We start from the raw sequence: 22,641 nt of genomic DNA, 5'->3' as shown, positions 1-22,641 counted from the left end.
TTGACTGTTTTAACCGAGGTGAATGATGCCAGCTTCCGCCGATACCATTTATGCGCTCTCCAGTGGAGCATTGCCGGCCGGAGTCGCTATTATCAGGATCAGTGGACCTGGCGCATTCGAAGCCTTTGTGACGTTGACCGGTCGTGACCTTCCCGCACCGCGGCAGGTGGCTTTATGTTCGATTCGAAACCGAAACAAAGAGATCATCGACCAGGCACTGATGATCGTTTTCCCTGCACCCAATTCCTTTACAGGTGAGAACTGCATCGAAATCCACAGCCACGGCAGCCGTGCGGTTGTCGCATCAATTTTTGCCGAGCTCGAACTGATCGAAGGATTTCGGCCTGCGGATGCCGGCGAGTTCTCCCGTCGCGCGTTTGAAAACGGCAAGATGGATCTTCTCGAAATCGAAGGTCTGGCGGATCTGTTGCAGGCTGAAACGGAGATGCAGCGGCGGCTGGCGGTTGAGCAGAGCACTGGTAAGCTGTCAGCGCTCTACGATGGCTGGGCAGGCCGGTTGACGCGTGCTCGCGCCCTGATCGAGGCAGAGCTGGATTTCGCCGACGAAGAAGACGTGCCGGATTCGGTTGCCGCGCAGGTGTGGGACGCGATGACGCAACTTCAGAGTGAAATCACCAGCCATCTCCAGAAGGGCGGAAGCAGCGAGATCATTCGTGACGGGTTCAAGGTGGCGCTGGTGGGAGAGCCTAACGCTGGCAAGTCCACACTTCTTAATGCTCTCAGCGGCCGTGACGTTGCTATCGTCACTGACATCGCTGGCACGACCAGAGACGTGCTGAGCGTTGATATTAATCTCGACGGTTACCTGGTCCGCATATTCGATACGGCCGGAATTCGCGAGACGCAGGATGTGGTCGAAAAGGAAGGTGTAAGGCGGGCCGTTCTAACCGCGGAAACCGCAGATCTTATTCTGATATTGCAAGATAATGATTCGACTCCGAAACAATCGGTCGTTTCGCTGGAAAATGCTTGCCATTTGCATTTACGGACAAAAACCGCGATTTCCTCTTCTACAGTTGACGGTGTATTTGATCTTGCCATCTCCGCCAGGGAAGGCGTCGGTCTCGACGAATTGCGTCTATCGATCAAGCGAGAGATTGAAAGCAGGGTTGGTGCAGCACAGACATTGGTCCCTGCCCGCGCCCGTCACAAAAAACGACTTGAAGAGACGCTGAACTATGTTAGTGATGCGCTCAATTCCGAGACCATGGACCTTGCGATAAGGTCGGAATATTTGAGACTCGCAGCAACATCGCTTGGACGTATTACCGGTCGCGTCGATGTGGAAGATTTGCTGGGCGTGATCTTCTCGGAATTCTGCATAGGAAAATGATTCACGTGAAACATTGGCAGCCGTGGCGGTAGTGCTGATGATTTAGGATAAGGCGCAGCGATATGCACCAGTCATTTGATGTCATTGTTATCGGTGGTGGACATGCCGGCAGTGAAGCTGCCGCTGCTGCCGCACGCCATGGCGCAAGAACCGCCCTCGTTACTCACAAACGAGACACGATCGGGGTGATGTCCTGCAATCCGGCGATTGGCGGTCTGGGAAAAGGGCATCTGGTTCGCGAAATTGATGCGCTGGACGGTTTGATGGGTCGCGTGGCCGATGCTGCCGGAATTCAGTTCCGCATGCTTAATCGCAAGAAGGGACCTGCTGTGCGCGGACCGCGTACGCAGGCCGATCGACGGCTTTATCGCGAGGCCATGCAGCGTGAAATCGACACGATTGAAAACCTGAGCATTATTGAAGGCGATGCGTTCGATATTGACATGACCAATGATCGGGTATCTGCCGTTATCATGGCGAACGGTAGCCGGATTCCTTGTGGTGCTGTTGTGTTGACGAGCGGCACTTTTCTACGCGGCCTTATTCATATCGGCTCCGAAAAGATTCCTGCAGGCCGGGTTGGTGAAAAGCCGTCTCTCGGTCTTTCCGAAACACTTGCCCGCCTCGGCCTTGCCATGGGGCGATTGAAGACTGGCACCCCTGCCCGGCTTGATGGTCGCACGATCGATTGGAACGCTGTGGATCGGCAAGCTGCCGATGAAGATCCCGTTCCGTTCTCCTTTATGACGGATCGCATTCTCAATCCACAGATCGAATGCGGCGTAACCCGAACGACGCCGGCCGGACACAAGATCATTCAGGATAATATTCATCTGTCAGCGATGTATTCGGGACAGATTGAAGGTGTTGGCCCGCGCTATTGTCCGTCGATTGAAGACAAGATTACACGCTTCGGTGAACGGGACGGTCACCAGATATTTCTGGAACCAGAAGGCCTTGATGACCACACAATTTATCCAAATGGAATTTCGACGTCGCTTCCTGCCTCAGTTCAGGAGCAGTTTATCCGCACCATTCCCGGCCTTGAGCAAGTCACCATCATTCAGCCCGGCTACGCAATTGAATACGACTATGTCGATCCGCGTGAGCTGAAGCCTTCTCTGGAATGCCGGAAAATTCCGGGATTGTTCCTGGCAGGACAGATCAATGGCACGACGGGTTATGAAGAGGCAGGCGCCCAGGGTCTGGTCGCCGGGTTGAATGCGTCGTTATATGCAGGCAACGCAGACCCAATTCATTTCAGTCGTACCGAATCCTATATCGGCGTGATGATCGACGATCTCACCTCGAAGGGTGTCAGCGAACCCTATCGCATGTTTACGTCGAGAGCCGAATATCGGCTTTCGCTGCGCGTTGACAACGCTGATCTGCGACTTACACCTATTGGTCAGATGGCTGGCATTGTCGATCATGACCGCCAAAAACGCTTCGCAGATTTTATCTCCGATCTGGATCGGGGTCGCGAGCTGATGAAGAGCATTTCCATCAGTCCCTCCCAGGCTGCCAAACAGGGATTGAAACTCAACCAGGACGGTCAGCGTCGTTCGGTTTATGAAATGCTCGCCTACCCCGATATCACGATGGAAACTCTTACCGCTCATTGGCCGGAACTACGGGCGCTTAATACCAAGGTCGCTGAGGTTTTGGAAATCGAAGCGAGTTACGCTGTCTATATGCAGCGCCAAAGCGCGGATATTGTCGATATCAAGCGAGATGAAGACAGAAAAATCCCCAATGATTTCGATTTTCAGTCTTTGTCCGGTCTCTCCAACGAACTGAAACAGAAGCTGGAAAAGGCGCGTCCAGAGAACATTGCCCAAGCTGCCCGTGTTGACGGTATGACACCAGCTGCGATATCGCTGCTTCTCGCACTTCTGCGGAAAGGCTCCGCACCAGGAAGTGAAAAATTGCGCATGCACCAATAGCGAGTCGGACCATGAAGATAAACGGCCAGAGTGTTTCACGTGAAACACAGGAGAGGCTCGAGCATTTCGTCGAGCTTTTCAAGAAGTGGAACAAAACCACAAATCTGGTGGCGCCTTCGACTCTCACTGAGCTCTGGAGCCGGCATGTGGCCGACAGTGCACAGATATTTCAGCTCGCTCCTCAACCGCAAAAATGGATTGATCTGGGAAGCGGCGGCGGTTTTCCGGGCGTCATTACAGCGATTTTTCTCGCGGAACTGGGTGATGGTTGGGTCGATCTGGTGGAGAGCAACAATAAAAAGGCTGCGTTTTTGCGAATTGCGCTGAAGGAAACCGGTGCAAGAGGCGCTGTTCATCCAGTCAGAATTGAAAAAGCGCCTGAAACCGTCAAAAATTGTGATGTGGTTTCTGCAAGAGCCCTCGCTGAGATGGATTTACTTCTCGAATATGTTCACCCGTGGGCGCAGAATAATCCAAATCTTAGGGCGTATTTCAATAAAGGCAGGGATTATGAATCCGAACTGCAGAAAGCGCATGGCCGCTGGCAGTTTGATCTGATAAAACACCAGAGTGCCATTGAGGCAGATTCTGTTGTTCTTGAAATCAGTAACCTCACTAAGAGGCACTGACGAGCTGGTCAGGTGCGGTATGACTTCTGAAAAAAACCGGATTATCGCAGTCGCAAACCAGAAGGGTGGCGTTGGCAAAACAACGACTGCCATCAATCTGGCTACCGCGTTGGCGGCTATTGGTGAGCGTGTGCTGATCATTGATCTCGATCCGCAGGGTAATGCCAGCACAGGGTTGGGAATCGACCGCAAAGAGCGCAAGCTTTCTTCCTATGATCTTCTGGTGGGTGATTATACCGTTGCCGAAGTTGCGGTTCCGACAGCGGTTCCGAACCTCGATATCGTGCCGTCGACGATGGATCTTCTGGGCTTTGAGATGCAGGTTGCGAATGTTGCCAACCGCGTCTTTCTTTTGCGTGCCGCCATGGAGACGCAGGAAGCCAGAGATTATTCGTACATTCTGGTCGATTGCCCGCCCTCTTTCAATCTTTTGACCATGAATGCCATGACCGCCGCCCATTCGGTGCTGGTACCGTTGCAGTGCGAGTTCTTTGCGCTGGAAGGTCTTAGCCAGTTGCTGGATACGGTCAGTCAGATACGCAGCTCCGTAAATCCGCAGCTTGATATTCAGGGTATCGTTTTGACGATGTTCGATGCGCGCAACAATCTTGCGCAGCAGGTGGTTTCCGATGTGCGGACGCATCTGGGAGAAAAGGTTTACCACACTCTCATTCCCCGCAATGTTCGGGTTTCCGAAGCGCCGTCTTATGGTAAACCGGCAATTCTTTATGATCTGAAATGCGCCGGCAGCCAGGCTTATTTGCAATTGGCTTCCGAAGTGATCCAGAGAGAGCGTCTGCGCAAAGCTGCCTGACGTTTTGCCGGACTATATGGAGTAATATCTTATGAGTGATGATCTTTCCAAGCGTCGACTCGGACGCGGTCTTGCGGCGTTGATCGGCGAAATGGATCAGCCTGTGCCGGTGGGTGAACCGCAACGCGCCGTTAGTGCGGATCGCGCCATCCCGATCGAGTTCATCGCTCGCAGCCAGAGAAACCCACGTCGTCACTTTGACGAGAATGAGTTGCAGGATCTCGCCGCATCCATTCGTCAGCACGGGATTGTTCAGCCTGTGGTCGTGCGGACGATTGGCGTCAACCGTTACGAGATAATCGCTGGTGAACGGCGCTGGCGCGCGGCACAGCTGGCCGGTTTCACGGACGTTCCTGTCATCGTTCGGGATGTGGACGACCGCACGGCTCTGGAGCTGGCTATTGTCGAAAACGTGCAGCGTTCCGATCTCAATCCGCTTGAAGAAGCCATGGGCTATGAGCAGTTGATCGCCGAACATGGCTACACCCAGAACGACCTCGGTGAAATCATCGGCAAGAGCCGAAGCCATGTTGCAAACAGCCTTCGTCTTCTGAAACTACCCGATCCGGTTCGGGACATGTTGGCGGATGGTTCGCTTTCCGCTGGCCATGCGCGCGCGCTTGTTTCCACTTCCGATCCGTCAGGTCTGGCTCGAACTATCGTTTCCAAGGGTCTTTCGGTGCGTGATGCCGAGCGCCTGGCGCAAAACGACATCAAGTCGCAGGGTGACGTCTTGGAGAAGCGGCCTTCGGCTGAGAAGGATTCCGATACGGTTGCGCTTGAACGCAGCCTGTCGGATGCTCTCGGTCTGGACGTGAAGATCAGCCACAAAGGCGGATCGGGACAGATCCGCATCGGATACCGCACGCTTGAGCAGCTGGAAGCCGTGTGCCGGCTTCTGGAGCAAAAATAAGCAAGTATCTGTTTTAATTGATAAAATACCCGCGTTTGGCGGGTATTTTTATGCCGTGGTTCTCAAAAGTCGATGGCGCGGCCGTTTATTTCGTAGTCACCGAAACGAACGGGTTCAGCACCGCCGCGACCGCCGGTTTCCTGCGGCAATTGAAGATCCGCCTGTTGTTTGCGCCGTTCTTCCGCTTCCTTCAACGCACGTTCCGCCGCCGGCGAAAGCCGCTTGAGCATTTCCGCGCCGTTGTCATTAACCGCATCCTGCATGAGTAATCCTCCCTATGACGGGATATTGAAATATGTTTGCCGTTCACCAGATTATATAAACAGATGGGCTTTATAAACCCCGGAATATTCCCTGAATGGTGACAAGGAGAATTTGACATATGAACATGATGCGCACGGCAATGCTTCTGGCCTTCATGACGGCATTGTTCATGGGTGTCGGTTTTCTGATCGGCGGTAAGGGCGGCATGATGATTGCCTTGCTTATTGCCGCTGGTATGAATCTTTTCTCCTACTGGAATTCGGACAAGATGGTCCTCTCGGCCTATCGTGCACGCGAGATCGATGAGGCGAATGCGCCTGAATTTTTCCACATGATCCGCGATCTCTCGCATAATGCCGATCTTCCGATGCCCAAGGTTTATATTTATGACAGCCCGCAGCCAAACGCCTTCGCGACGGGAAGAAATCCGCAGAATGCCGCTGTCGCCGCCTCGACCGGCCTGCTGGAGCGCCTCACCCCTGAAGAAGTGGCTGGTGTCATGGCGCATGAGCTGGCCCATGTGCAGAACCGCGATACGCTGACGATGACTGTGACCGCGACGCTGGCAGGCGCCATCTCCATGCTTGGCAACTTCGCGTTTTTCTTTGGTGGCAATCGTGAAAACAACAATAATCCGCTGGGCTTTATCGGCGTACTGGTTGCGATGATCGTGGCGCCGCTTGCCGCGATGCTGGTGCAGATGGCCATCAGCCGTACCCGGGAATATTCTGCCGACCGGCGGGGCGCGGAAATTTGCGGCAATCCGCTCTGGCTCGCTTCGGCACTGCAGAAAATTTCAGGCATGGCACAGAGCATTCATAATGAGGATGCGGAGCGTAACCCAGCGACGGCGCATATGTTCATCATCAATCCCCTGTCCGGTGAGCGCATGGACAACCTGTTTTCCACGCATCCGAATACGGAAAACCGGGTGGCCGCACTTCACGCCATGGCACAGGAGTTTTCCCCGCGAGGATCGACGCCAGCGCCATCGAGTGATAGACCTCAGCGCAAATCAGGCTCCGTTCCCAATACGGGCTGGGGACGAGGCAAAGAAAACGAGCGCAAGGGACCGTGGTCTTGACATCCGATACTCAAAATAAGCCGTCGCGGTCTAAAAAACCGGGACAGGACCATGCAAGGGGCCGCGAAGACGGCCCTTCGTCTTTCCAGGATAAACCCGGCCTTTCTGCACGCGTTGCCGCAACCCGCATTCTGGCCGCCGTTCTGGAAAAGAAAACATCGCTGGACGGTATGCTGGACAGCGAAAACGGCAATCCCGTCTATCGCGCGCTATCCCTTGCGGACCGGGCGCTGGTGAGAGCGATCGTCAACAGCGCGCTTCGCCACCTTCCGCGTATCGAAGCGGCTTTGTCGATGCTGCTTGACGGACCGTTGCCGCAGGGCGCCCGGTCGCTTCATCACGTCCTTGTCGTTGGCGCAGCGCAAGTGCTTCATCTCGATGTCCCCGATCATTCTGCGGTCGATCTTGCCGTGGAACAGGCCCATCGCGACCCGCGTAACAGGCGTTTTGCCAAGCTGGTGAATGCCGTTCTCAGGCGATTGGGCCGGGAAAAAGCAGAAATCGAAAAGGCGATCGCGGATGTGCCCGTGCTGCCGGACTGGTTCTACGCTCGGCTTGTTTCGGCTTACGGAGATGAGGTTGCCAAACGGATTTCCGAAGCGCAGCTGACGCCAGCTTCCATCGATCTCACGGTGAAGACTGATCCCGCTGTCTGGGCGGAAAAGCTTGGCGGTACGGTTTTGCCGAATGGCAGTGTCCGTCTCGGTGAATTCGAAGGCCAGATTCCCTCGCTTGAAGGCTTTACCGAGGGTGCCTGGTGGGTTCAGGATCTCGCGGCCAGCATGCCTGTGAAGCTGATGGGCGATATTTCCGGCAAACGTGTTGCAGATCTTTGTGCAGCTCCGGGCGGCAAGACCGCCCAGCTCGCGCTTGCCGGCGCGAAGGTGACTGCCCTGGACCAGTCCGGCAATCGTCTTCGACGCCTCAGGGAAAATCTCGACCGGCTTGGTCTTCACGCCGAAACCGTTGAAGCCAATATGCTGAAGTACCAGCCGGAACAGCTTTTCGACGCCGTTCTTCTGGATGCCCCCTGCTCGTCTACCGGCACGTTGCGTAAACATCCCGATGTCTGCTGGACGAAGGACGAGAATGATATTGCCAAGCTTGCCGCTCTTCAGGGGCAGATGTTGCGACACGCGCTCACGCTGGTGGGGGCCGGTGGCATTGTGGTGTTTTCCAATTGCTCGCTCGATCCCTCTGAAGGCGAAGCGATGATTGCGCAGGTCCTGGCGGAAAGCCCGGACTTTGAGCGTGTTGCCGTTCGCAAGGAAGATTGGCCGGGAATGGAAGCGGCCGTCACTGCCGAAGGCGATCTTCGTACAACGCCGGATATGTTCGGCGGCATCGACGGGTTTTTTAGCAGTGTCTTGCGTAAGAAGTAGAAAAAAGCCAAGCTTCCGCGAATCATTGGATAATTGCCGATACGTTCCGATCATCACGGTTCACTCATAAAAACAAAACATGTGAAACGGGAAACACAGCTTGTCAGGGTCCTTTGCAGGCAGCATCAATGCCGCCGGTCTTCTCTCGCGGATGGCGTATCGTCATCTGTGTGTGGGCCTTGCTCCTTTGCGCCTGGGCATATCCCGGTTTGCCAATCGCGTTCCCGATGGTCTCGTGGCGGCGCCGACTGATCTGAGGGCAATCGATCCGTATTTCGCCGAGGAATTGCTGCGGGGCCGGATTGCGCTCGCCGGCCGCGTCGTCGAAACTGGCGGTCTATCGCCATTTCAGGTGGACTATCCCTCGCTGGTTTTTGAAGAGCGGCTGCATGCATTCGGCTGGCTGCGGCATATCCGTTCCGACAGATCGAGTGAGGCCAGCAAGCGGGCGCGCCGTATCGTCGCCGAATGGATGACTATTCATGGCAAGCGGATTGCGGGGATCGCCTGGTCTCCGGAGATCGCGGCACAGAGGCTGATTGCCTGGCTGTCCCATTCTCCCGTCGTTTTACATGAGGCCGACGCGGGTTTTTATCGCCGTTTCCTCAAAAGTCTTGCGTTTCATGTGCGTTATCTCGACAGGATCGTCAAACATGCGCCGGATGGCGAAGCGAGGCTGCGGATCAGGATTGCGCTGGCCGTCGCGTCCATCGCCATGCCGACCCGCCTGTCCCATATTACTCGACACGGAATGAAGCTGGCGCAGGAAATGGAACGCCAGATTCTTCCAGATGGCGGGCATGTTTCCCGCAATCCGCGGGTCATGCTGGATTTGCTGCTCGATCTTTTGCCGCTTAGGCAAAGCTACATCAATCTCGGTCACGATCTGCCCTCGGGGCTGGTGCCGGCGATTGACAGGATGTTTCCGGCCATCCGGTTTTTCCGCCATCAGGGCGGCGATCTGGCGCTGTTCAATGGTGCCACCGCCACGCTTGCCAATGAACTTGTGTCGGTACTTCGTTATGATGAGACAGCCGGCCGGCCGTCCAAAATGCTGCCGGATGTCAATTATCATCGTCTTGCAACCGATGAGACGGTCATCATCGTGGATACTGGTCATCCAGGCTCGGCGGAGCTTTCGCGTAACGCCCATTCGGGCTGCCTGTCCTTTGAGATGTCCTGTGGCAAGAGCCGGTTCATCGTCAATTCGGGCTTCCCGAAAAACGCAGCACCCGAATATCAGCGGGCGAGCCGCTCAACGGCGGCCCATTCGACAGTCACGCTCGCCGACACGTCGTCTTGCAGACTATCCCGCTCGAGACTGCTCGGGCCGATCATGGTTTCCGGTGTCAGTCAGGTGGAGAGCCGCCGCGGAACGGATGCAAATGGCAATGATGTCCTTTGGGCGTCGCATGACGGTTATTTGCAGAATTTCGGTTGCTATCACGATCGGGAAATTGAGCTGAATGTTGCCGGTACGAAGATAAAGGGCCGTGATCTGCTTCGGGCGGACGAGAATGTGGTGAAGGCGCAATTGCAATCCATATCGGCGGTATCGCGGTTCCATATCCATCCCCACATCCAGCTTTACCAACAGGACGAGGAGTCGGTTTATCTGGAGGCAGCGGATGGAACCAACTGGCTGTTTTCTGCGCCGGGACTGGAGCTTTTCGTGACCGAGGATGTTTTTATGGCGGATGCATCCGGCATGCGGCCTTCGCAGCAGATCGAGCTGCCGTTCAATCTGGCGAACACTCGGGAAATCCGCTGGATCATCGAACGCAAGGCGTAGAGGATTCCTGGCGAGTTTCAGGCAAAAACCGCCATAGTTTTCGCCGTTCCGCGTCCCCGCTGTTTATTAATATGGCAAGCTGTGTTAACGCGGCGGCAATTGCTGGATCAATCCCAGTCCAGCCTGTCCTCCCCGTTAAACGGAGTATGCCCGATGGCTGTCGTTTCCAAAAAAATCCCCGCTCCCAATAAAGTCAAAATCCGTACAGCCCTTCTTTCCGTTTCTGACAAGACGGACATTATCGAGCTGGCAACTGTCCTGTCCAAGCTTGGCGTCAAGCTGCTGTCGACGGGCGGCACGGCAAAGGCCATCGCTGACGCGGGATTGCCGGTAACGGATGTTTCCGATGTGACGAATTTCCCGGAAATCATGGATGGTCGCGTCAAGACCCTGCATCCCAACGTGCATGGTGGACTTCTGGCTATCCGGGATGATGCTGATCACGTCGAGGCAATGAAGGCTCACGGTATCGAGGCGATCGATCTCTCCGTCATCAATCTCTATCCCTTCGAGGAAGTTCGCGCCAAGGGTGGCGACTACCCCACGACGGTCGAGAATATCGATATTGGCGGCCCGGCAATGATCCGCGCTTCGGCCAAGAACCATGCTTATGTCACTGTTGTCACCGATCCGTCCGACTACCCTGCGCTCGTGGAAGCCCTGCAGGCCGATGACGGTCAGACCTCCTACGCGCTGCGCCAGACCTTCGCCGCCAAGGCATATGCCCGCACCTCCGCTTATGATGCGGTGATTTCCAACTGGTTTGCTGAGGCGCTGGCGATCGAGACGCCGGATTATCGTGCCATCGGCGGTGCGCTGAAGGAAAAGATGCGTTACGGCGAGAACCCGCACCAGAGCGCCGGTTTTTACCTGACTGGCGAAAAGCGCCCCGGTGTTTCCACGGCGACGCTTCTTCAGGGCAAGCAGCTTTCCTATAACAACATCAATGATACGGATGCAGCCTACGAGCTGGTAGCGGAATTCCTGCCGGAAAATGCGCCGGCTGTAGCGATCATCAAACACGCCAACCCCTGTGGTGTTGCGACGGGTCCCACACTTGCAGAAGCCTACCGGCGCGCGCTGGCATGCGATTCCGTTTCAGCCTTCGGCGGCGTCATCGCCTTGAACCGCACGCTCGATGCGGAAACGGCAGAAGAGATCGTCAAGCTCTTCACCGAAGTCATCATTGCACCTGATGTGACGGAAGAGGCAAAGTCCATTATCGCCCGCAAGCCCAATCTGCGCCTGCTGGCAGCCGGTGGCCTGCCAGATCCGCGCGCGGCCGGCATTACGGCCAAGACGGTTTCCGGCGGTCTTCTGGTTCAGAGCCGTGACAACGGCATGGTCGAGGATCTGGAACTGAAGGTGGTCACCAAGCGTGTGCCGACACCTCAGGAACTTGAAGACATGAAGTTCGCCTTCAAGATTGCCAAGCACGTGAAGTCCAATGCGGTGATCTATGCCAAGGACGGCCAGACGGCAGGTATCGGCGCCGGACAGATGAGCCGGGTGGATTCCGCCCGTATCGCCGCCCAGAAGGCGGAAGATGCGGCCAAGGCGCTCGGCCTTGTTGAGCCGCTGACGCGCGGCTCTGCCGTGGCTTCTGAAGCGTTTTATCCCTTCGCCGATGGTTTGCTTGCAGCTATTGCAGCAGGTGCCACCGCAGTCATTCAGCCTGGCGGTTCCATGCGCGATCAGGACGTGATCGATGCGGCCAATGCGCACAATGTGGCGATGGTCTTTACCGGCATGCGTCACTTCCGCCATTAAGCAGAAACGGCGCAGAGAATTTAAAAGGCCCGGAAAGTGATTTCCGGGCCTTTTGTTTCACGTGGGACAGTCTGATGCACTTATTGGAAGAGGGTCAGGTAACCGCGCCCACCTGCCACGGCACAAATTCATTGTCGCCGTAGTCGTAAATCTCGCTGACGGTCTTGTCTCCCGAAGCGACCGCGAGAATGTGTTCGAAAATTCGTTTGCCGGATTCCTCGATGGTTTCCGCGCCGGTAACGATCTCGCCGCAGTTGAGGTCCATGTCTTCCTTCATGTGCTCGTACATTTCGGAATTGGTGGCGATCTTGATGCAGGGTGCCGGCTTGAACCCCGATACAGAGCCGCGGCCGGTGGTGAAACAGATGACGTTACAGCCGCCGGCGACCTGGCCGGTGACGGCAACAGGATCGTAGCCGGGCGTATCCATGAAGACGAAGCCCTGTTCGGTAACGGTTTCCGCAAATTCGTAGACCGCCTTAAGTGGCATGGAGCCGCCTTTGGCCACTGCGCCCAGCGATTTTTCCAGAATGGTGGTCAGTCCACCTAGCTTGTTGCCGTGGGATGGGTTGTTGTTCAGCTCATCGCCGTTGCGAGCGGTATAATCCCGCCACCAGTCGATGCGCTGCAACAGCTTTTCGGCAACCGCAGGCGTGACGGCTCGCTTCGTCAGCAGGTGTTCAGCGCCGTAAATCTCCGGCGTTTCGGCAAGAACCGTTGTGCCGCCGTTGCGCACGATGAGGTCGGATGCATATCCCAGCGCCGGGTTTGCCGATATTCCTGAGTAACCATCCGAACCGCCGCATTCCAGCGCGACTTTCAGTTTCGAAAGCGGCTGTTCAGTGCGCTGGGCAGCATTGACCATCGGCAGCATCGCCTTGATCTCGGCAATGGCGGCATCGATCGTTTTGCGTGTGCCGCCGTGCTGCTGGATCGTCATGGTGCGCAGCCGTTCGCCCTCCTCCATCTTGTAGTGTTCGAGGATGGGGGCGATCTGGTTGGTTTCACAGCCGAGGCCGATCAGCAGAATACCGCCGAAATTCGGGTGGCGGGCATAACCCTGAATGGTGCGGATCAGAAGACGATAACCTTCCGATTTCGTATTGAGCGCGCAGCCGCCGCCATGGGTCAGTGCCACAACGCCGTCGACATTGTCGAACCCTTCAAGGCCGCCCTGCTTGTTGAAATAATCGGCGATGTAACGCGACACGGTGGCGGAACAGTTCACGGATGCGATGACGCCAATATAGTTGCGTGTGCCAACGCCACCGAGACCCCGGTCAAAACCCATGAAGGTCCGGCGCTCGCCCTCGGGCAGCATGCCTTTTTCCTCGATATCGACACTGAACTGATGCGTGTGTTCGGAAGGCACCATGGCGAGATTGTGCAGATGCACGTGCCGGCCAGGCTCGATATCCTGTGTCGCGATGCCGATCACCTGACCGTATTTCAGGACCTCGTCTCCGGATCTGATAAACGTCAGGGCCACCTTGTGGCCGCGTCCGATCAGCTCGCGGGCTGTCAGATCGCCTCTGCCCGTCGCACCACCGGCGGGTATCGACCGGCGTGCCACCGCGACATTGTCGTTGGCGTTCAGCAAAATGGTTGCCTCGGAATTCTCACTCACGGGTTTTTCTCCTCCCCGGTACATTGCCTGCTATGTTTTGAATTCAGCCGTCTACCCAGCGTCTCTTGGAACCTTCCAGATGGGTATGCATGGCCGCCTGCGCCAGCAGCGGATCTTTCAACTCAAGGGCCGCCAGAATTGCTTCGTGCTCCTGAAGGGCGTGGGTCCAGGTATCGCGATCCTCAAATTTCACGCGCAATTGTGCCGAAATCGGGCTGTGGCGCTCATCGAAGAGGTTTGCCACCAGCCGGGCCAGAACACTGTTGCCGGATTGTTCGGCAATGGTGACGTGGAAAAGCCGGTCCTGATCGAGAGGTTTGCGCGCGGCCTCGATTTCCTGCTGCATCGTATTGAGAATCTGGCGAAGGCTTGCAATCGTTTCATCGGTCATGCGGCTCGCCGCCAGTACGATTGTCGCGCCTTCCAGCGCTGCGCGCGCCTGCATCAGTTCGGACGGGCTGTCGCCCAAGGATTTGGTGTTGTGGGTTGTCTGAAGGGCCTCGGCGGAGACATAGACACCGGAACCCATGCGGATTTCGACGGTGTTGTCGATTTCAAGCGCAATCAGTGCCTCGCGCAGTGACGGTCTCGAAACCCCAAGCTTCTGTGCCAGTTCCCGTTCGGCGGGAAGTCGCGTTCCGGGCAGAAACTCTCCCAGATCGATCAGCTCGCGTATCTGGTCCGCAATCTGCTGATAAAGCCTGCGTGGTTCCGCTATTTTGGCCTGACCATTCATGTGTTTTCTGACGAACCTTGTCTGTTATCTGAATTTGGCCTTACCGTAGCGGCAAGCGCATCAATACGCAAGAAATTACTTAAATACATGAATTTACAATATTATTTCAATAAGTTTTTCGAGATGATTTTGCATGTATCAGAAGCGGGACTCAAATTTTGGGCTAATTGGCTTGACCATTTTAAAAAACCGGCCTAACCATTTGGCTCATTATTGCCCCCCGGTGGAGCGGGGAGCGCGGGTGGAGGTTTCTTGATGTCGCAGGGCGCATCGACAATTCGAGGCGATTTTTCGCCTGAGGAGACGGCGCGCGGCCTTGGTTCAGGCCTCCTGCGTCTCGAAAACATCAGCAAGGAATTTCCGGGCGTCAAAGCGTTGTCGAATGTGCATTTCGACTTGCGCAGCGGCGAGGTTCACGCTGTCTGCGGCGAGAACGGTGCCGGAAAATCCACCCTGATGAAAATCATCAGCGGCGTTTACCAGCCAAGCGACGGAACCATCTTGCACAAGGGCGTCAAAGTGCAATATGCATCGCCGCTGGAATCCGAAGCCGCCGGCATCGCCATCATCCATCAGGAACTCAACCTCGTTCCGCATCTTTCCGTTGCCGAGAACATCTATCTCGCCCGCGAGCCGCGCCGTGGTTTCCTCGTCGACCGCAAGAAGCTGCGGCTTGATGCAAAGCGCTGTCTCGATCGGCTCGGCGTCGATATCGACCCTGACCAGATTGTCCGCGGCCTCTCGGTCGCTCAATGTCAGATGGTGGAAATTGCCAAGGCGCTTTCCCTGGATGCTGAAGTCCTCATCATGGACGAGCCGACCTCCTCGCTGACCGAGCAGGAAACGCGGCTGTTGTTCAAGGTGATCCGCGATCTCAAGGCTTCTGGCGTCGGTATCGTCTATATTTCCCACCGGCTCGATGAAATGGCCGAAATCGTCGACCGCGTTACGGTTCTGCGGGACGGACGCTATATTTCGACCGACGATTTTGCGTCGATCACCGTTGACGATATCGTCACGCGCATGGTCGGGCGTTCGCTGGAGGAGAAGTTCCCGGAACGCACGTCGCGCCCTACGGACGACGTTATTTTCTCGGTGGAAGGGCTGACGCGCAAGGGTGTGTTCCACGATGTCGGTTTTTCGCTGCGGCGCGGTGAGATTCTCGGCTTTGCCGGACTGATGGGTGCGGGTCGCACGGAAGTCGCACGGGCGATCTTCGGAGCCGATCCTCTGGATGCTGGCAAGGTCGTTTTCAACGGGCGTGAGCTTTCGATCAGTTCCCCGCGCGATGCCATCGAAGAGGGTATCGCTTATCTCTCCGAAGACCGCAAAAGCGATGGTCTTGCCATCAAGATGTCGGTTGCGGCCAATACGACGCTTGCCAATATCGGCGAGGTCTCCAACCGCTTCGGGCTGATTGACTTCAAGAAGCACGACGATGTCGCCAGACGTTACGTCGATCTCCTGAACATCCGTACCCCTTCGATCGAACAGACGGTGCGGCTGCTTTCAGGCGGCAATCAGCAGAAAATCATCATTGGCAAATGGCTGTTCCGGCAGTCGCGCGTGCTGTTTTTCGACGAGCCGACGCGCGGCATCGATGTCGGCGCAAAATTCGCGATCTACAAGATCATGGACGAGCTGGCTGCACAGGGCATCGGCGTCATTCTCATCAGTTCGGAACTGCCGGAAATTCTGGGATTGACGGATCGTATCGCCGTTTTCCACCAGGGCCGGATCACGGGCGTGCTTGAGACCGCCAAGACCAATCAGGAAGAAATCATGCGGTACGCGTCCGGTTACGGCCGGGCCGCGCAGTGAGGAACGACATGGCTAATATTGCAGAACCCAAGAAGAGCTTCGCTTTCAGCGACCGCCAGAAGGACATAATCCAGAAGTTTGCGGCTCTTGGCAGTCTCGTTGTGCTGGTTATGGTGTTTTCCGCCACAAGCAGCGCCTTCTTCTCCGTCAACAATGCCATGACCATTGCGCTTCAGGTGACCTCCATCGCCCTTCTCGGCATTGGTGCGACCTGCGTCATCATCACCGGCGGCATCGATCTTTCAGTTGGTTCGGTGCTTGCTCTGGCCGGTGTCGTTGCTGCGCTTGCGGTGAAGGAGTTGGGTATGCCGGTGCCGGTCGGCATGCTGCTCGGCATTCTGACGGGGTCGCTTTGCGGTCTTATCAATGGCCTCATGGTCACGCGCTTCAAGCTGCCGCCCTTCATCGCCACGCTCGGCATGATGTTGATCGCCCGTGGTGTGGCGCTGCAGATCACCGGCGCGCGGGCGGTTTCCGGCCTCGGCGAATCCTTCGGTGAACTCGGCAACGGCGCCCTCTTCCGCATCGTCAATATCGGTGATGACGGTTTTCCGAACGTGGTGTTTCCGGGCATTCCCTACCCCGTCATCCTGATGGTGGTGATTGCGCTTGCGGTTTCCTTCATGCTCAACCGCTCCATCCTCGGCCGTCACATCTACGCCGTCGGTTCGAATGCGGATGCTGCGCGTCTGTCCGGCGTGAACGTCGCACGCGTCACCAATTTCACCTATATCCTGTCCGGTACACTCGCCGGGTTGACGGGTTGCGTGCTGATGTCGCGCCTCGTTACAGCCCAGCCGAATGAGGGCGTGATGTATGAGCTGGATGCCATTGCCAGCGCCGTTATCGGCGGCACATCGCTCATCGGCGGCGTGGGTACGATTTCGGGCACGGCCATCGGCGCCTTCGTCATCGGCATCCTGCGCAACGGTCTCAATATGAATGGCGTCTCCGCCTTCACGCAACAGATCATCATCGGCCTTGTCATTCTGGTCACCGTCTGGATCGACCAGCTGCGCAACCGCCGCTGATACAGGGCTGCGGACCCTATCCGCAAACAAGATCGGCACGGGAGGCCCGGTATGCCGACATCACGGAGGAAGAAATGAACAAGCTTACGACCGCCCTTCTGACATCCGCAATCGCGCTGTGGAGCGTCTCCACCGTGCAGGCCGGCGAAATCGCCGTCATCGTCAAGACCGTCAACTCCACCTTCTGGCAGAACGTTCAGAAGGGTGCCGACGCGGCGATGAAGGACTCTGCCGGCAACACCATGACCTTCCAGGGTCCGGCTTCTGAATCGGCCATCGCCGATCAGGTCAACATGGTTGAAAACGCCGTAAACCGTAAGGTTTCGGGTATCGTTCTTGCTCCTTCCGATCCTGATGCGCTGGTTCCGGCTGTCAAGAAAGCCTGGGAAGCCCGCATTCCCGTGGTTCTGATCGACTCGCAGCTCGCCAAGGGTTCCGAGCAATATTACCAGTCCTTCCTGGCGACCGATAACAAGAAAGCCGGCGAACTGGCTGCTCAGGCGCTGATCGACAAGGTTGGCAAGGAAGGCAAGATCGCCGTGATGTCCTACGTCGCCGGTGCCGGCTCGGAAATCGGCCGCGTCGGTGGTTTCACCGACTATATCCAAATGCATTCCAACCTTAAGATCGTAGGTCCGTTCTATTCGCAGTCGCAGATGGCGACGGCGCTGAACCAGACAACCGACGTCCTGGCCGCTAATTCCGATCTCAAGGGCATCTTCGGCGCCAACGAACCCACCGCAATTGGTGTAGGCCGCGCACTTGCCCAGACTGGCAAGGCTGGCAAGGTTGTCGGCATCGGCTTTGACGGTAACCAGGACCTTCAGGGCTTCGTCAAGGACGGCACGCTGGCCGGGATCGTCGTTCAGGGTTCGTATCAGATGGGCGAAAAGGGCATCCAGACCGTTTCCAAGCTCATCGGCAAGGAAAAGGTCGAGAAGTTCGTCGACACCGGCGTTGTTGTTGTCACCAAGGACAATATCGAGAAGCCGGAAGCCAAGAACGTTCTTTATTAATGCATGAGGCGCGCCGCTTTCTAAGCGGCGCGCCTCACAAATTTTAGAAGCGGGATTTCAGTCAATACCGCATACGGTTTTCACCATCCGCTCTACCGAAAAATTCAGGACGCCCTTGCGATGAAAGTCTCCGATACACGTAAATTGCCGCGCCGCGCCGTTGAAGTCACGGTCATGGGCCTTGGTTGCGCCCAGATGGGTAATCTCTACCGCATCACGCCCTACGAGGAATCCAAAGGCGCGTTCGACAAGGCATGGGAAAGCGGCATTCGTTATTTCGATACCGCACCTTTTTACGGTTACACGCGTTCGGAGCGTCGTCTTGGAACCATGGTGACGGAGCATGACCGAAGCGAATACACCCTCTCCACCAAGGTCGGTCGCGTCATGGTTCCCGATGAAACTGTGGGCCCGGAAGAGGACGCCTACATTGCGCCGCTGCCTTTCCGCCCGGTCTATGATTATTCCTATGACGGTATCCTGCGCTCCTTCGAAGCGAGCCAGCAGCGGCTCGGCGTTCTGAAGCCGGATATTCTCTATGTGCACGATATCGGCTCTTTCACGCATGGCGAAAAGCACCAGCACTACTGGGAGCAGCTGACCACCGGCGGCGGCTTCCGGGCACTCGGCAAGCTGCGCGAGGAAGGGTCGACGGGCGCTATCGGTCTCGGCGTCAACGAGTGGGAAATTGTCGGCGACGCCATGGATGTTTTCGACATCGACGTTGCCATGCTTGCCGGCCGTTACACGCTTCTGGAGCAGCAGAGCCTTGCCTTCATGAACCGCTGCGCGGAAACCGGCGTTGCGATCGTGGTCGCCGGTGCTTTCAATTCAGGTATTCTGGCAGGCAACCGCAAATTCAACTATGCCGATGCGCCTGCCGACATCATCACGCGGGTAGATGCGCTTCAGGGCGTTTGTGACGACGTTGGTGTTTCATTGCAGGCGGCTGCGCTGCAGTTTCCGCTCGGGCATCCGGCTTCGGTCACGGTCGTATCCGGCGCGCGCAATGCGCAGCAACTTGCCGCAAACATCGAATGGTTCGAACAGGCTGTTCCGGACGAATTCTGGTCGGAGCTGCAAAAGCGTGGCCTGATTTCCGAAGGCGCACCTGTGCCTGGTACAAAGGCCTGAAGCGATGATCATCGATGCCCACCAGCATTTCTGGCTGATGAAGGATCGTGCCGGGCAATGGCCGCCACCGTCTCTGGCTGCCATCTACCGGGATTTTCTTCCGCAGGATCTGTCCCCTCTGCTGGCAAAGGCCGGAGTTTCCGGCACGGTGCTAGTGCAGACGATGGAAAGTGCGGCCGATACGGATTTCATGCTCGATCTGGCTGGCAGCACCGATTTCATCAAGGGCGTGGTCGGCTGGGTGGACATGAAGTCCGCGGATGCTGCGGCGGAAATCGCCCGGCGGGCAAAACATTCGGCCTTCAAGGGCGTACGGCCGATGCTGCAAGGCATGGACGATGTGACCTGGATCGACGATCCCGCGCTCGATGCCGCCGTGGATGCGCTGGTGAAACATGCACTGGTGTTCGATGCGCTGGTCCTGCCGCCGCATCTGTCGCATCTTCTCGCCTTCGCGCGCCGCCATCCGCAATTGCCTGTCGTCATCGATCACGGGGCGAAGCCGCTTATCGCCACGGGCCAATATGGCGACTGGCGCAGGGACATGGCAGCTTTGGCGGCCCTTCCCAACCTCCATTGCAAGCTGTCCGGCCTGTTGACCGAGCGTGGCGAGCAGAGACCGGAAGCCGTCAGGCCCTACGCCGAAACCATTCTGGAACTGTTCGGTGGCGAACGCGTGATCTTCGGCAGCGACTGGCCGGTATTGCGGCTGGCTGGCGACTATCAGGGATGGCTGGACTTCTGCCGCGAAATCGTGCCTGAGCACAACCATGCGGCCGTCTTTGGCGGCAACGCCGTTCGTTTTTATTCCCTTCCCAACAGGTGATGCATGCTGGCGATTTTCTGCGAGACCCCCGGTCAACTTGTCCCCAAGGAACTACCAAAGCCCGCCCGTGGTGAAGGTGAAGTGCTGGTGCGTATTCGTCGCATTGGTGTCTGCGGCACGGACCTGCATATTTTTACCGGTAATCAGCCCTATCTCTCCTATCCGCGCATCATGGGCCACGAGCTTTCCGGCACGGTGGAAGAGGCGCCGGAAGGCAGCCATCTTTCGGCGGGCGATGTGGTTACCGTCATACCCTATATTTCCTGTGGTGAGTGCAGCGCCTGCCGTAAAGGAAAGAGCAATTGCTGCCGCAACATCGGCGTGCTCGGCGTTCATCGCGATGGCGGCATGGTCGAATATCTGAGCGTTCCGCAGCAATTCGTGCTGAAGGCGGAGGGCTTGAGCCTCGATCAGGCGGCAATGACCGAATTTCTGGCGATTGGCGCGCATGCCGTGCGTCGTGGGTCGGTGGAAAAGGGTCAGAAGGTCCTGATCGTCGGTGCCGGTCCGATCGGCATGGCGGTTGCGGTTTTCGCCGTTCTCGATGGCGGTGAGGTGACGATGATTGACGGGCGCATCGACCGGCTGGATTTCTGCAAGGGCCATCTCGGCGTTGCCCATACGGTGACGCTTGGCGAGGGCGACAAGGATCGCCTGTCGGATATCACCGACGGCGATTTCTTCGATGCCGTTTTTGATGCGACCGGTAATCCTAAAGCCATGGAGCGTGGCTTTTCCTTCGTCGGCCACGGTGGTTCCTATGTGCTGGTTTCCATCGTTGCCAGCGATATCTCCTTCAACGATCCGGAGTTTCACAAGCGCGAAACCACGCTGCTCGGCAGCCGCAATGCCACGCCGGAGGATTTCGAGCGGGTGTTGCAGGCGCTGCGGGAAGGCAAGGTGCCGGACGCACTCATCACTCACCGCATGACACTTGCCGATGTGCCTTCCAAATTCGCCGGGCTGACCGATCCGAAAGCCGGAGTCATCAAGGGCATGGTGGAGGTCGCATGACGACCGACACACCCATCCTGCAATTCGGTACCAGCCGCTTTCTTCTGGCGCATGCGGATTTGTTCATTTCGCAGGCGCTGGAAAAAGGCGAGGCCCTCGGGCGCATCGCAATCGTCCAGACGACGGGCAATGCGGAGAGCCTGAAGCGTGTGGCAGCGTTGAACGATGGCATGCCCTATCCGGTGCGCATTCGCGGTATTCGCGACGGGCAAGAGGTGGATGAGGAAATTCCAGGCAAGGCTGTCGCGCGCGCGCTGACGGCGGCGGCCGACTGGGCCGAGGTGCGGCGCATCGCCTGCGGGGCTGAGGTCATTTTGTCCAATACGGGTGACCGCGGTTATGAGCTGGATTCGTTCGACGGACCGGGTCTTGCCGACGACTTCACGCTGGTGCCAAAGAGTTTTCCGGCAAAGCTCTGCCTGTTGCTGCTGGAACGTTTTCAGACCAATCCGGAAGCCCCTGTATCGATCTTTCCTTGCGAGCTTGTTCCGCGCAACGGCGACCGGTTGAAAGAGGTTGTTCGCCAGCTTGCCGACGAATGGCAGCTGCCGGCGGGTTTCGGCTTCTACCTGAGTGAGAAATGCCGTTTTGCCAACAGCCTTGTGGACCGAATCGTTTCCGAGCCGATCGATCCGGTTGGCGCAGTTGCCGAGCCCTATGCGCTTTGGGCAATCGAGCAGCAGGAGGGCCTTGTTCTGCCCTGCACCCACCCTGCGGTGGTGCTGACTGATGATCTCGACCACTACGAAAAGCTGAAGCTGTTCCTGCTCAATCTTGGCCATTCCTATCTGGCGGAACGATGGTTGCGGGATGCCCGTGCGAAAGACGAAACGGTGCGGCAGGCAATGGCCGACGATGCGCTCTCGGGAGATCTGGAAACGCTCTGGCGGGACGAGGTTCTGCCGGTCTTTGCCGCAGAAGGCATGGGGGAAGAAGCGCAAGCCTATATCCGTGCGGTGCGGGAGCGTTTCTTGAACCCCTTTCTCGCCCACCGGCTCGCGGACATTTCAGGCAATCACGATGAAAAGAAACGCCGTCGTTTTGTCCCGGTCATCGCTGCGGCGGAACGTCTGGGGTTAAACGTGCCGCAGCAGAAACTGCGTGCGGCGCTCGCCACCATCAAGCAATAACGGAGTTTTGTATGCAGCGCATGGGAATGGTCATCGGCGTCAAACCGGACATGATTGCGGAATATAGAAGACTGCACGCCGCCGTCTGGCCCGAAATTCTGGCGCTCATCAGCGATTGCAACATCCGCAACTACACGATCTTCCTGCGCGAACCGGAAAATCTGCTGTTCGGATATTGGGAATATCACGGCACCGATTTCAGCGCCGATATGGCGAAGATGGCGGCAAGCCCAAAGAACCAGGAATGGTGGTCTTTCACCATTCCCTGCCAGCAACCACTCGAAAGCCGCAAGGAAGGCGAGTGGTGGGCAATGATGGAAGAAACCTTCCACCACGACTGAACGATTTCCTTTGACAC

20 protein-coding genes are annotated in these 22,641 nt (G+C 56.9%); 17 read left to right on the top strand and 3 right to left on the bottom strand.

Annotation, left to right across the window (positions count from 1 at the left end):
- Nucleotides 1-22 precede the first annotated feature (22 nt).
- From mnmE to CRP02_RS25510, 5 genes are all read left to right on the top strand, one after another.
- Nucleotides 23-1,354, top strand: a complete 1,332-nt coding sequence (mnmE, locus tag CRP02_RS25530; protein ID WP_179784131.1) for a tRNA uridine-5-carboxymethylaminomethyl(34) synthesis GTPase MnmE — start codon at nucleotides 23-25, stop codon at nucleotides 1,352-1,354.
- Between the two features lie 62 nt (nucleotides 1,355-1,416).
- Nucleotides 1,417-3,300 (top strand): tRNA uridine-5-carboxymethylaminomethyl(34) synthesis enzyme MnmG, encoded by a 1,884-nt coding sequence (gene mnmG, locus CRP02_RS25525; RefSeq protein WP_097172637.1) that lies wholly within the window; start codon nucleotides 1,417-1,419, stop codon nucleotides 3,298-3,300.
- 11 nt (nucleotides 3,301-3,311) lie between these two features.
- On the top strand, nucleotides 3,312-3,929 hold the full coding sequence (rsmG, locus tag CRP02_RS25520) for a 16S rRNA (guanine(527)-N(7))-methyltransferase RsmG (protein WP_097172636.1): 618 nt from the start codon (nucleotides 3,312-3,314) through the stop codon (nucleotides 3,927-3,929).
- 19 nt (nucleotides 3,930-3,948) lie between these two features.
- Nucleotides 3,949-4,743, top strand: coding sequence for a ParA family protein (locus CRP02_RS25515; protein ID WP_097172635.1), 795 nt, complete (start codon nucleotides 3,949-3,951; stop codon nucleotides 4,741-4,743).
- Between the two features lie 31 nt (nucleotides 4,744-4,774).
- The gene (locus CRP02_RS25510) at nucleotides 4,775-5,656 is read left to right on the top strand and encodes a ParB/RepB/Spo0J family partition protein (RefSeq protein ID WP_097101031.1); all 882 of its coding nucleotides are present in this window, start codon (nucleotides 4,775-4,777) and stop codon (nucleotides 5,654-5,656) included.
- Between the two features lie 62 nt (nucleotides 5,657-5,718).
- On the opposite strand, the gene CRP02_RS25505 is transcribed toward CRP02_RS25510, so the two are convergent.
- Nucleotides 5,719-5,919 (bottom strand): DUF1674 domain-containing protein, encoded by a 201-nt coding sequence (locus CRP02_RS25505; protein ID WP_097172634.1) that lies wholly within the window; start codon nucleotides 5,917-5,919, stop codon nucleotides 5,719-5,721.
- Between the two features lie 119 nt (nucleotides 5,920-6,038).
- Here CRP02_RS25505 and htpX point away from each other — a divergent pair, with 119 nt between their 5' ends.
- The 4 genes from htpX (at nucleotide 6,039) to purH (ending at nucleotide 11,948) form a co-directional block, all read left to right on the top strand.
- Nucleotides 6,039-7,004: a zinc metalloprotease HtpX gene (gene htpX, locus CRP02_RS25500; RefSeq protein WP_097101030.1), complete on the top strand. Its 966-nt coding sequence runs from the start codon at nucleotides 6,039-6,041 to the stop codon at nucleotides 7,002-7,004.
- On the top strand, nucleotides 7,001-8,386 hold the full coding sequence (locus tag CRP02_RS25495) for an RsmB/NOP family class I SAM-dependent RNA methyltransferase (protein ID WP_097172633.1): 1,386 nt from the start codon (nucleotides 7,001-7,003) through the stop codon (nucleotides 8,384-8,386). The genes htpX and CRP02_RS25495 overlap by 4 nt, the downstream gene beginning before the upstream one ends.
- A 151-nt stretch (nucleotides 8,387-8,537) precedes the next feature.
- Complete coding sequence (locus tag CRP02_RS25490; protein WP_097172929.1) at nucleotides 8,538-10,178, top strand: heparinase II/III domain-containing protein; 1,641 nt, start codon at nucleotides 8,538-8,540, stop codon at nucleotides 10,176-10,178.
- A 153-nt stretch (nucleotides 10,179-10,331) separates the two neighbouring features.
- Entirely contained in the window at nucleotides 10,332-11,948 is a 1,617-nt protein-coding gene (gene purH, locus CRP02_RS25485) for a bifunctional phosphoribosylaminoimidazolecarboxamide formyltransferase/IMP cyclohydrolase (protein ID WP_097172632.1), read from the top strand.
- 94 nt (nucleotides 11,949-12,042) lie between these two features.
- Here the strand turns inward: purH and CRP02_RS25480 are convergent, their stop codons facing one another.
- Nucleotides 12,043-13,575 carry a UxaA family hydrolase gene (locus CRP02_RS25480; protein WP_097172631.1) on the bottom strand — a complete coding sequence of 511 codons (1,533 nt, stop codon included), beginning with the start codon at nucleotides 13,573-13,575 and terminating at the stop codon, nucleotides 12,043-12,045.
- A gap of 43 nt (nucleotides 13,576-13,618) precedes the next feature.
- Entirely contained in the window at nucleotides 13,619-14,311 is a 693-nt protein-coding gene (locus tag CRP02_RS25475) for a FadR/GntR family transcriptional regulator (protein ID WP_097101027.1), read from the bottom strand.
- Between the two features lie 255 nt (nucleotides 14,312-14,566).
- Between CRP02_RS25475 and CRP02_RS25470 the strand changes: the two genes are divergently transcribed.
- From CRP02_RS25470 to CRP02_RS25435, 8 genes are all read left to right on the top strand, one after another.
- A complete protein-coding gene (locus tag CRP02_RS25470; RefSeq protein WP_013637002.1) occupies nucleotides 14,567-16,132 on the top strand; it encodes a sugar ABC transporter ATP-binding protein in 1,566 nt (521 codons plus the stop codon).
- 8 nt (nucleotides 16,133-16,140) lie between these two features.
- Nucleotides 16,141-17,163, top strand: a complete 1,023-nt coding sequence (locus tag CRP02_RS25465; protein ID WP_003516396.1) for an ABC transporter permease — start codon at nucleotides 16,141-16,143, stop codon at nucleotides 17,161-17,163.
- 74 nt (nucleotides 17,164-17,237) lie between these two features.
- Nucleotides 17,238-18,179, top strand: coding sequence for an ABC transporter substrate-binding protein (locus CRP02_RS25460; protein ID WP_097101026.1), 942 nt, complete (start codon nucleotides 17,238-17,240; stop codon nucleotides 18,177-18,179).
- Between the two features lie 120 nt (nucleotides 18,180-18,299).
- Nucleotides 18,300-19,313 carry an aldo/keto reductase gene (locus CRP02_RS25455; RefSeq protein ID WP_097172630.1) on the top strand — a complete coding sequence of 338 codons (1,014 nt, stop codon included), beginning with the start codon at nucleotides 18,300-18,302 and terminating at the stop codon, nucleotides 19,311-19,313.
- Between the two features lie 4 nt (nucleotides 19,314-19,317).
- Nucleotides 19,318-20,139, top strand: coding sequence for an amidohydrolase family protein (locus tag CRP02_RS25450; protein WP_097172629.1), 822 nt, complete (start codon nucleotides 19,318-19,320; stop codon nucleotides 20,137-20,139).
- A 3-nt stretch (nucleotides 20,140-20,142) separates the two neighbouring features.
- Nucleotides 20,143-21,153 (top strand): zinc-binding alcohol dehydrogenase family protein, encoded by a 1,011-nt coding sequence (locus CRP02_RS25445; protein ID WP_097172628.1) that lies wholly within the window; start codon nucleotides 20,143-20,145, stop codon nucleotides 21,151-21,153.
- Entirely contained in the window at nucleotides 21,150-22,283 is a 1,134-nt protein-coding gene (locus CRP02_RS25440) for a mannitol dehydrogenase family protein (RefSeq protein ID WP_097172627.1), read from the top strand. The genes CRP02_RS25445 and CRP02_RS25440 overlap by 4 nt, the downstream gene beginning before the upstream one ends.
- Nucleotides 22,284-22,294: 11 nt before the next feature.
- Nucleotides 22,295-22,624: an L-rhamnose mutarotase gene (locus tag CRP02_RS25435; protein ID WP_003516404.1), complete on the top strand. Its 330-nt coding sequence runs from the start codon at nucleotides 22,295-22,297 to the stop codon at nucleotides 22,622-22,624.
- The last annotated feature ends 17 nt before the right edge of the window (nucleotides 22,625-22,641 follow it).

This window comes from Rhizobium sp. AN5, from assembly GCF_900215255.1.
Classification (GTDB): domain Bacteria; phylum Pseudomonadota; class Alphaproteobacteria; order Rhizobiales; family Rhizobiaceae; genus Agrobacterium; species Agrobacterium tumefaciens.
This window is presented reverse-complemented; position numbering and strand designations above follow the sequence as displayed.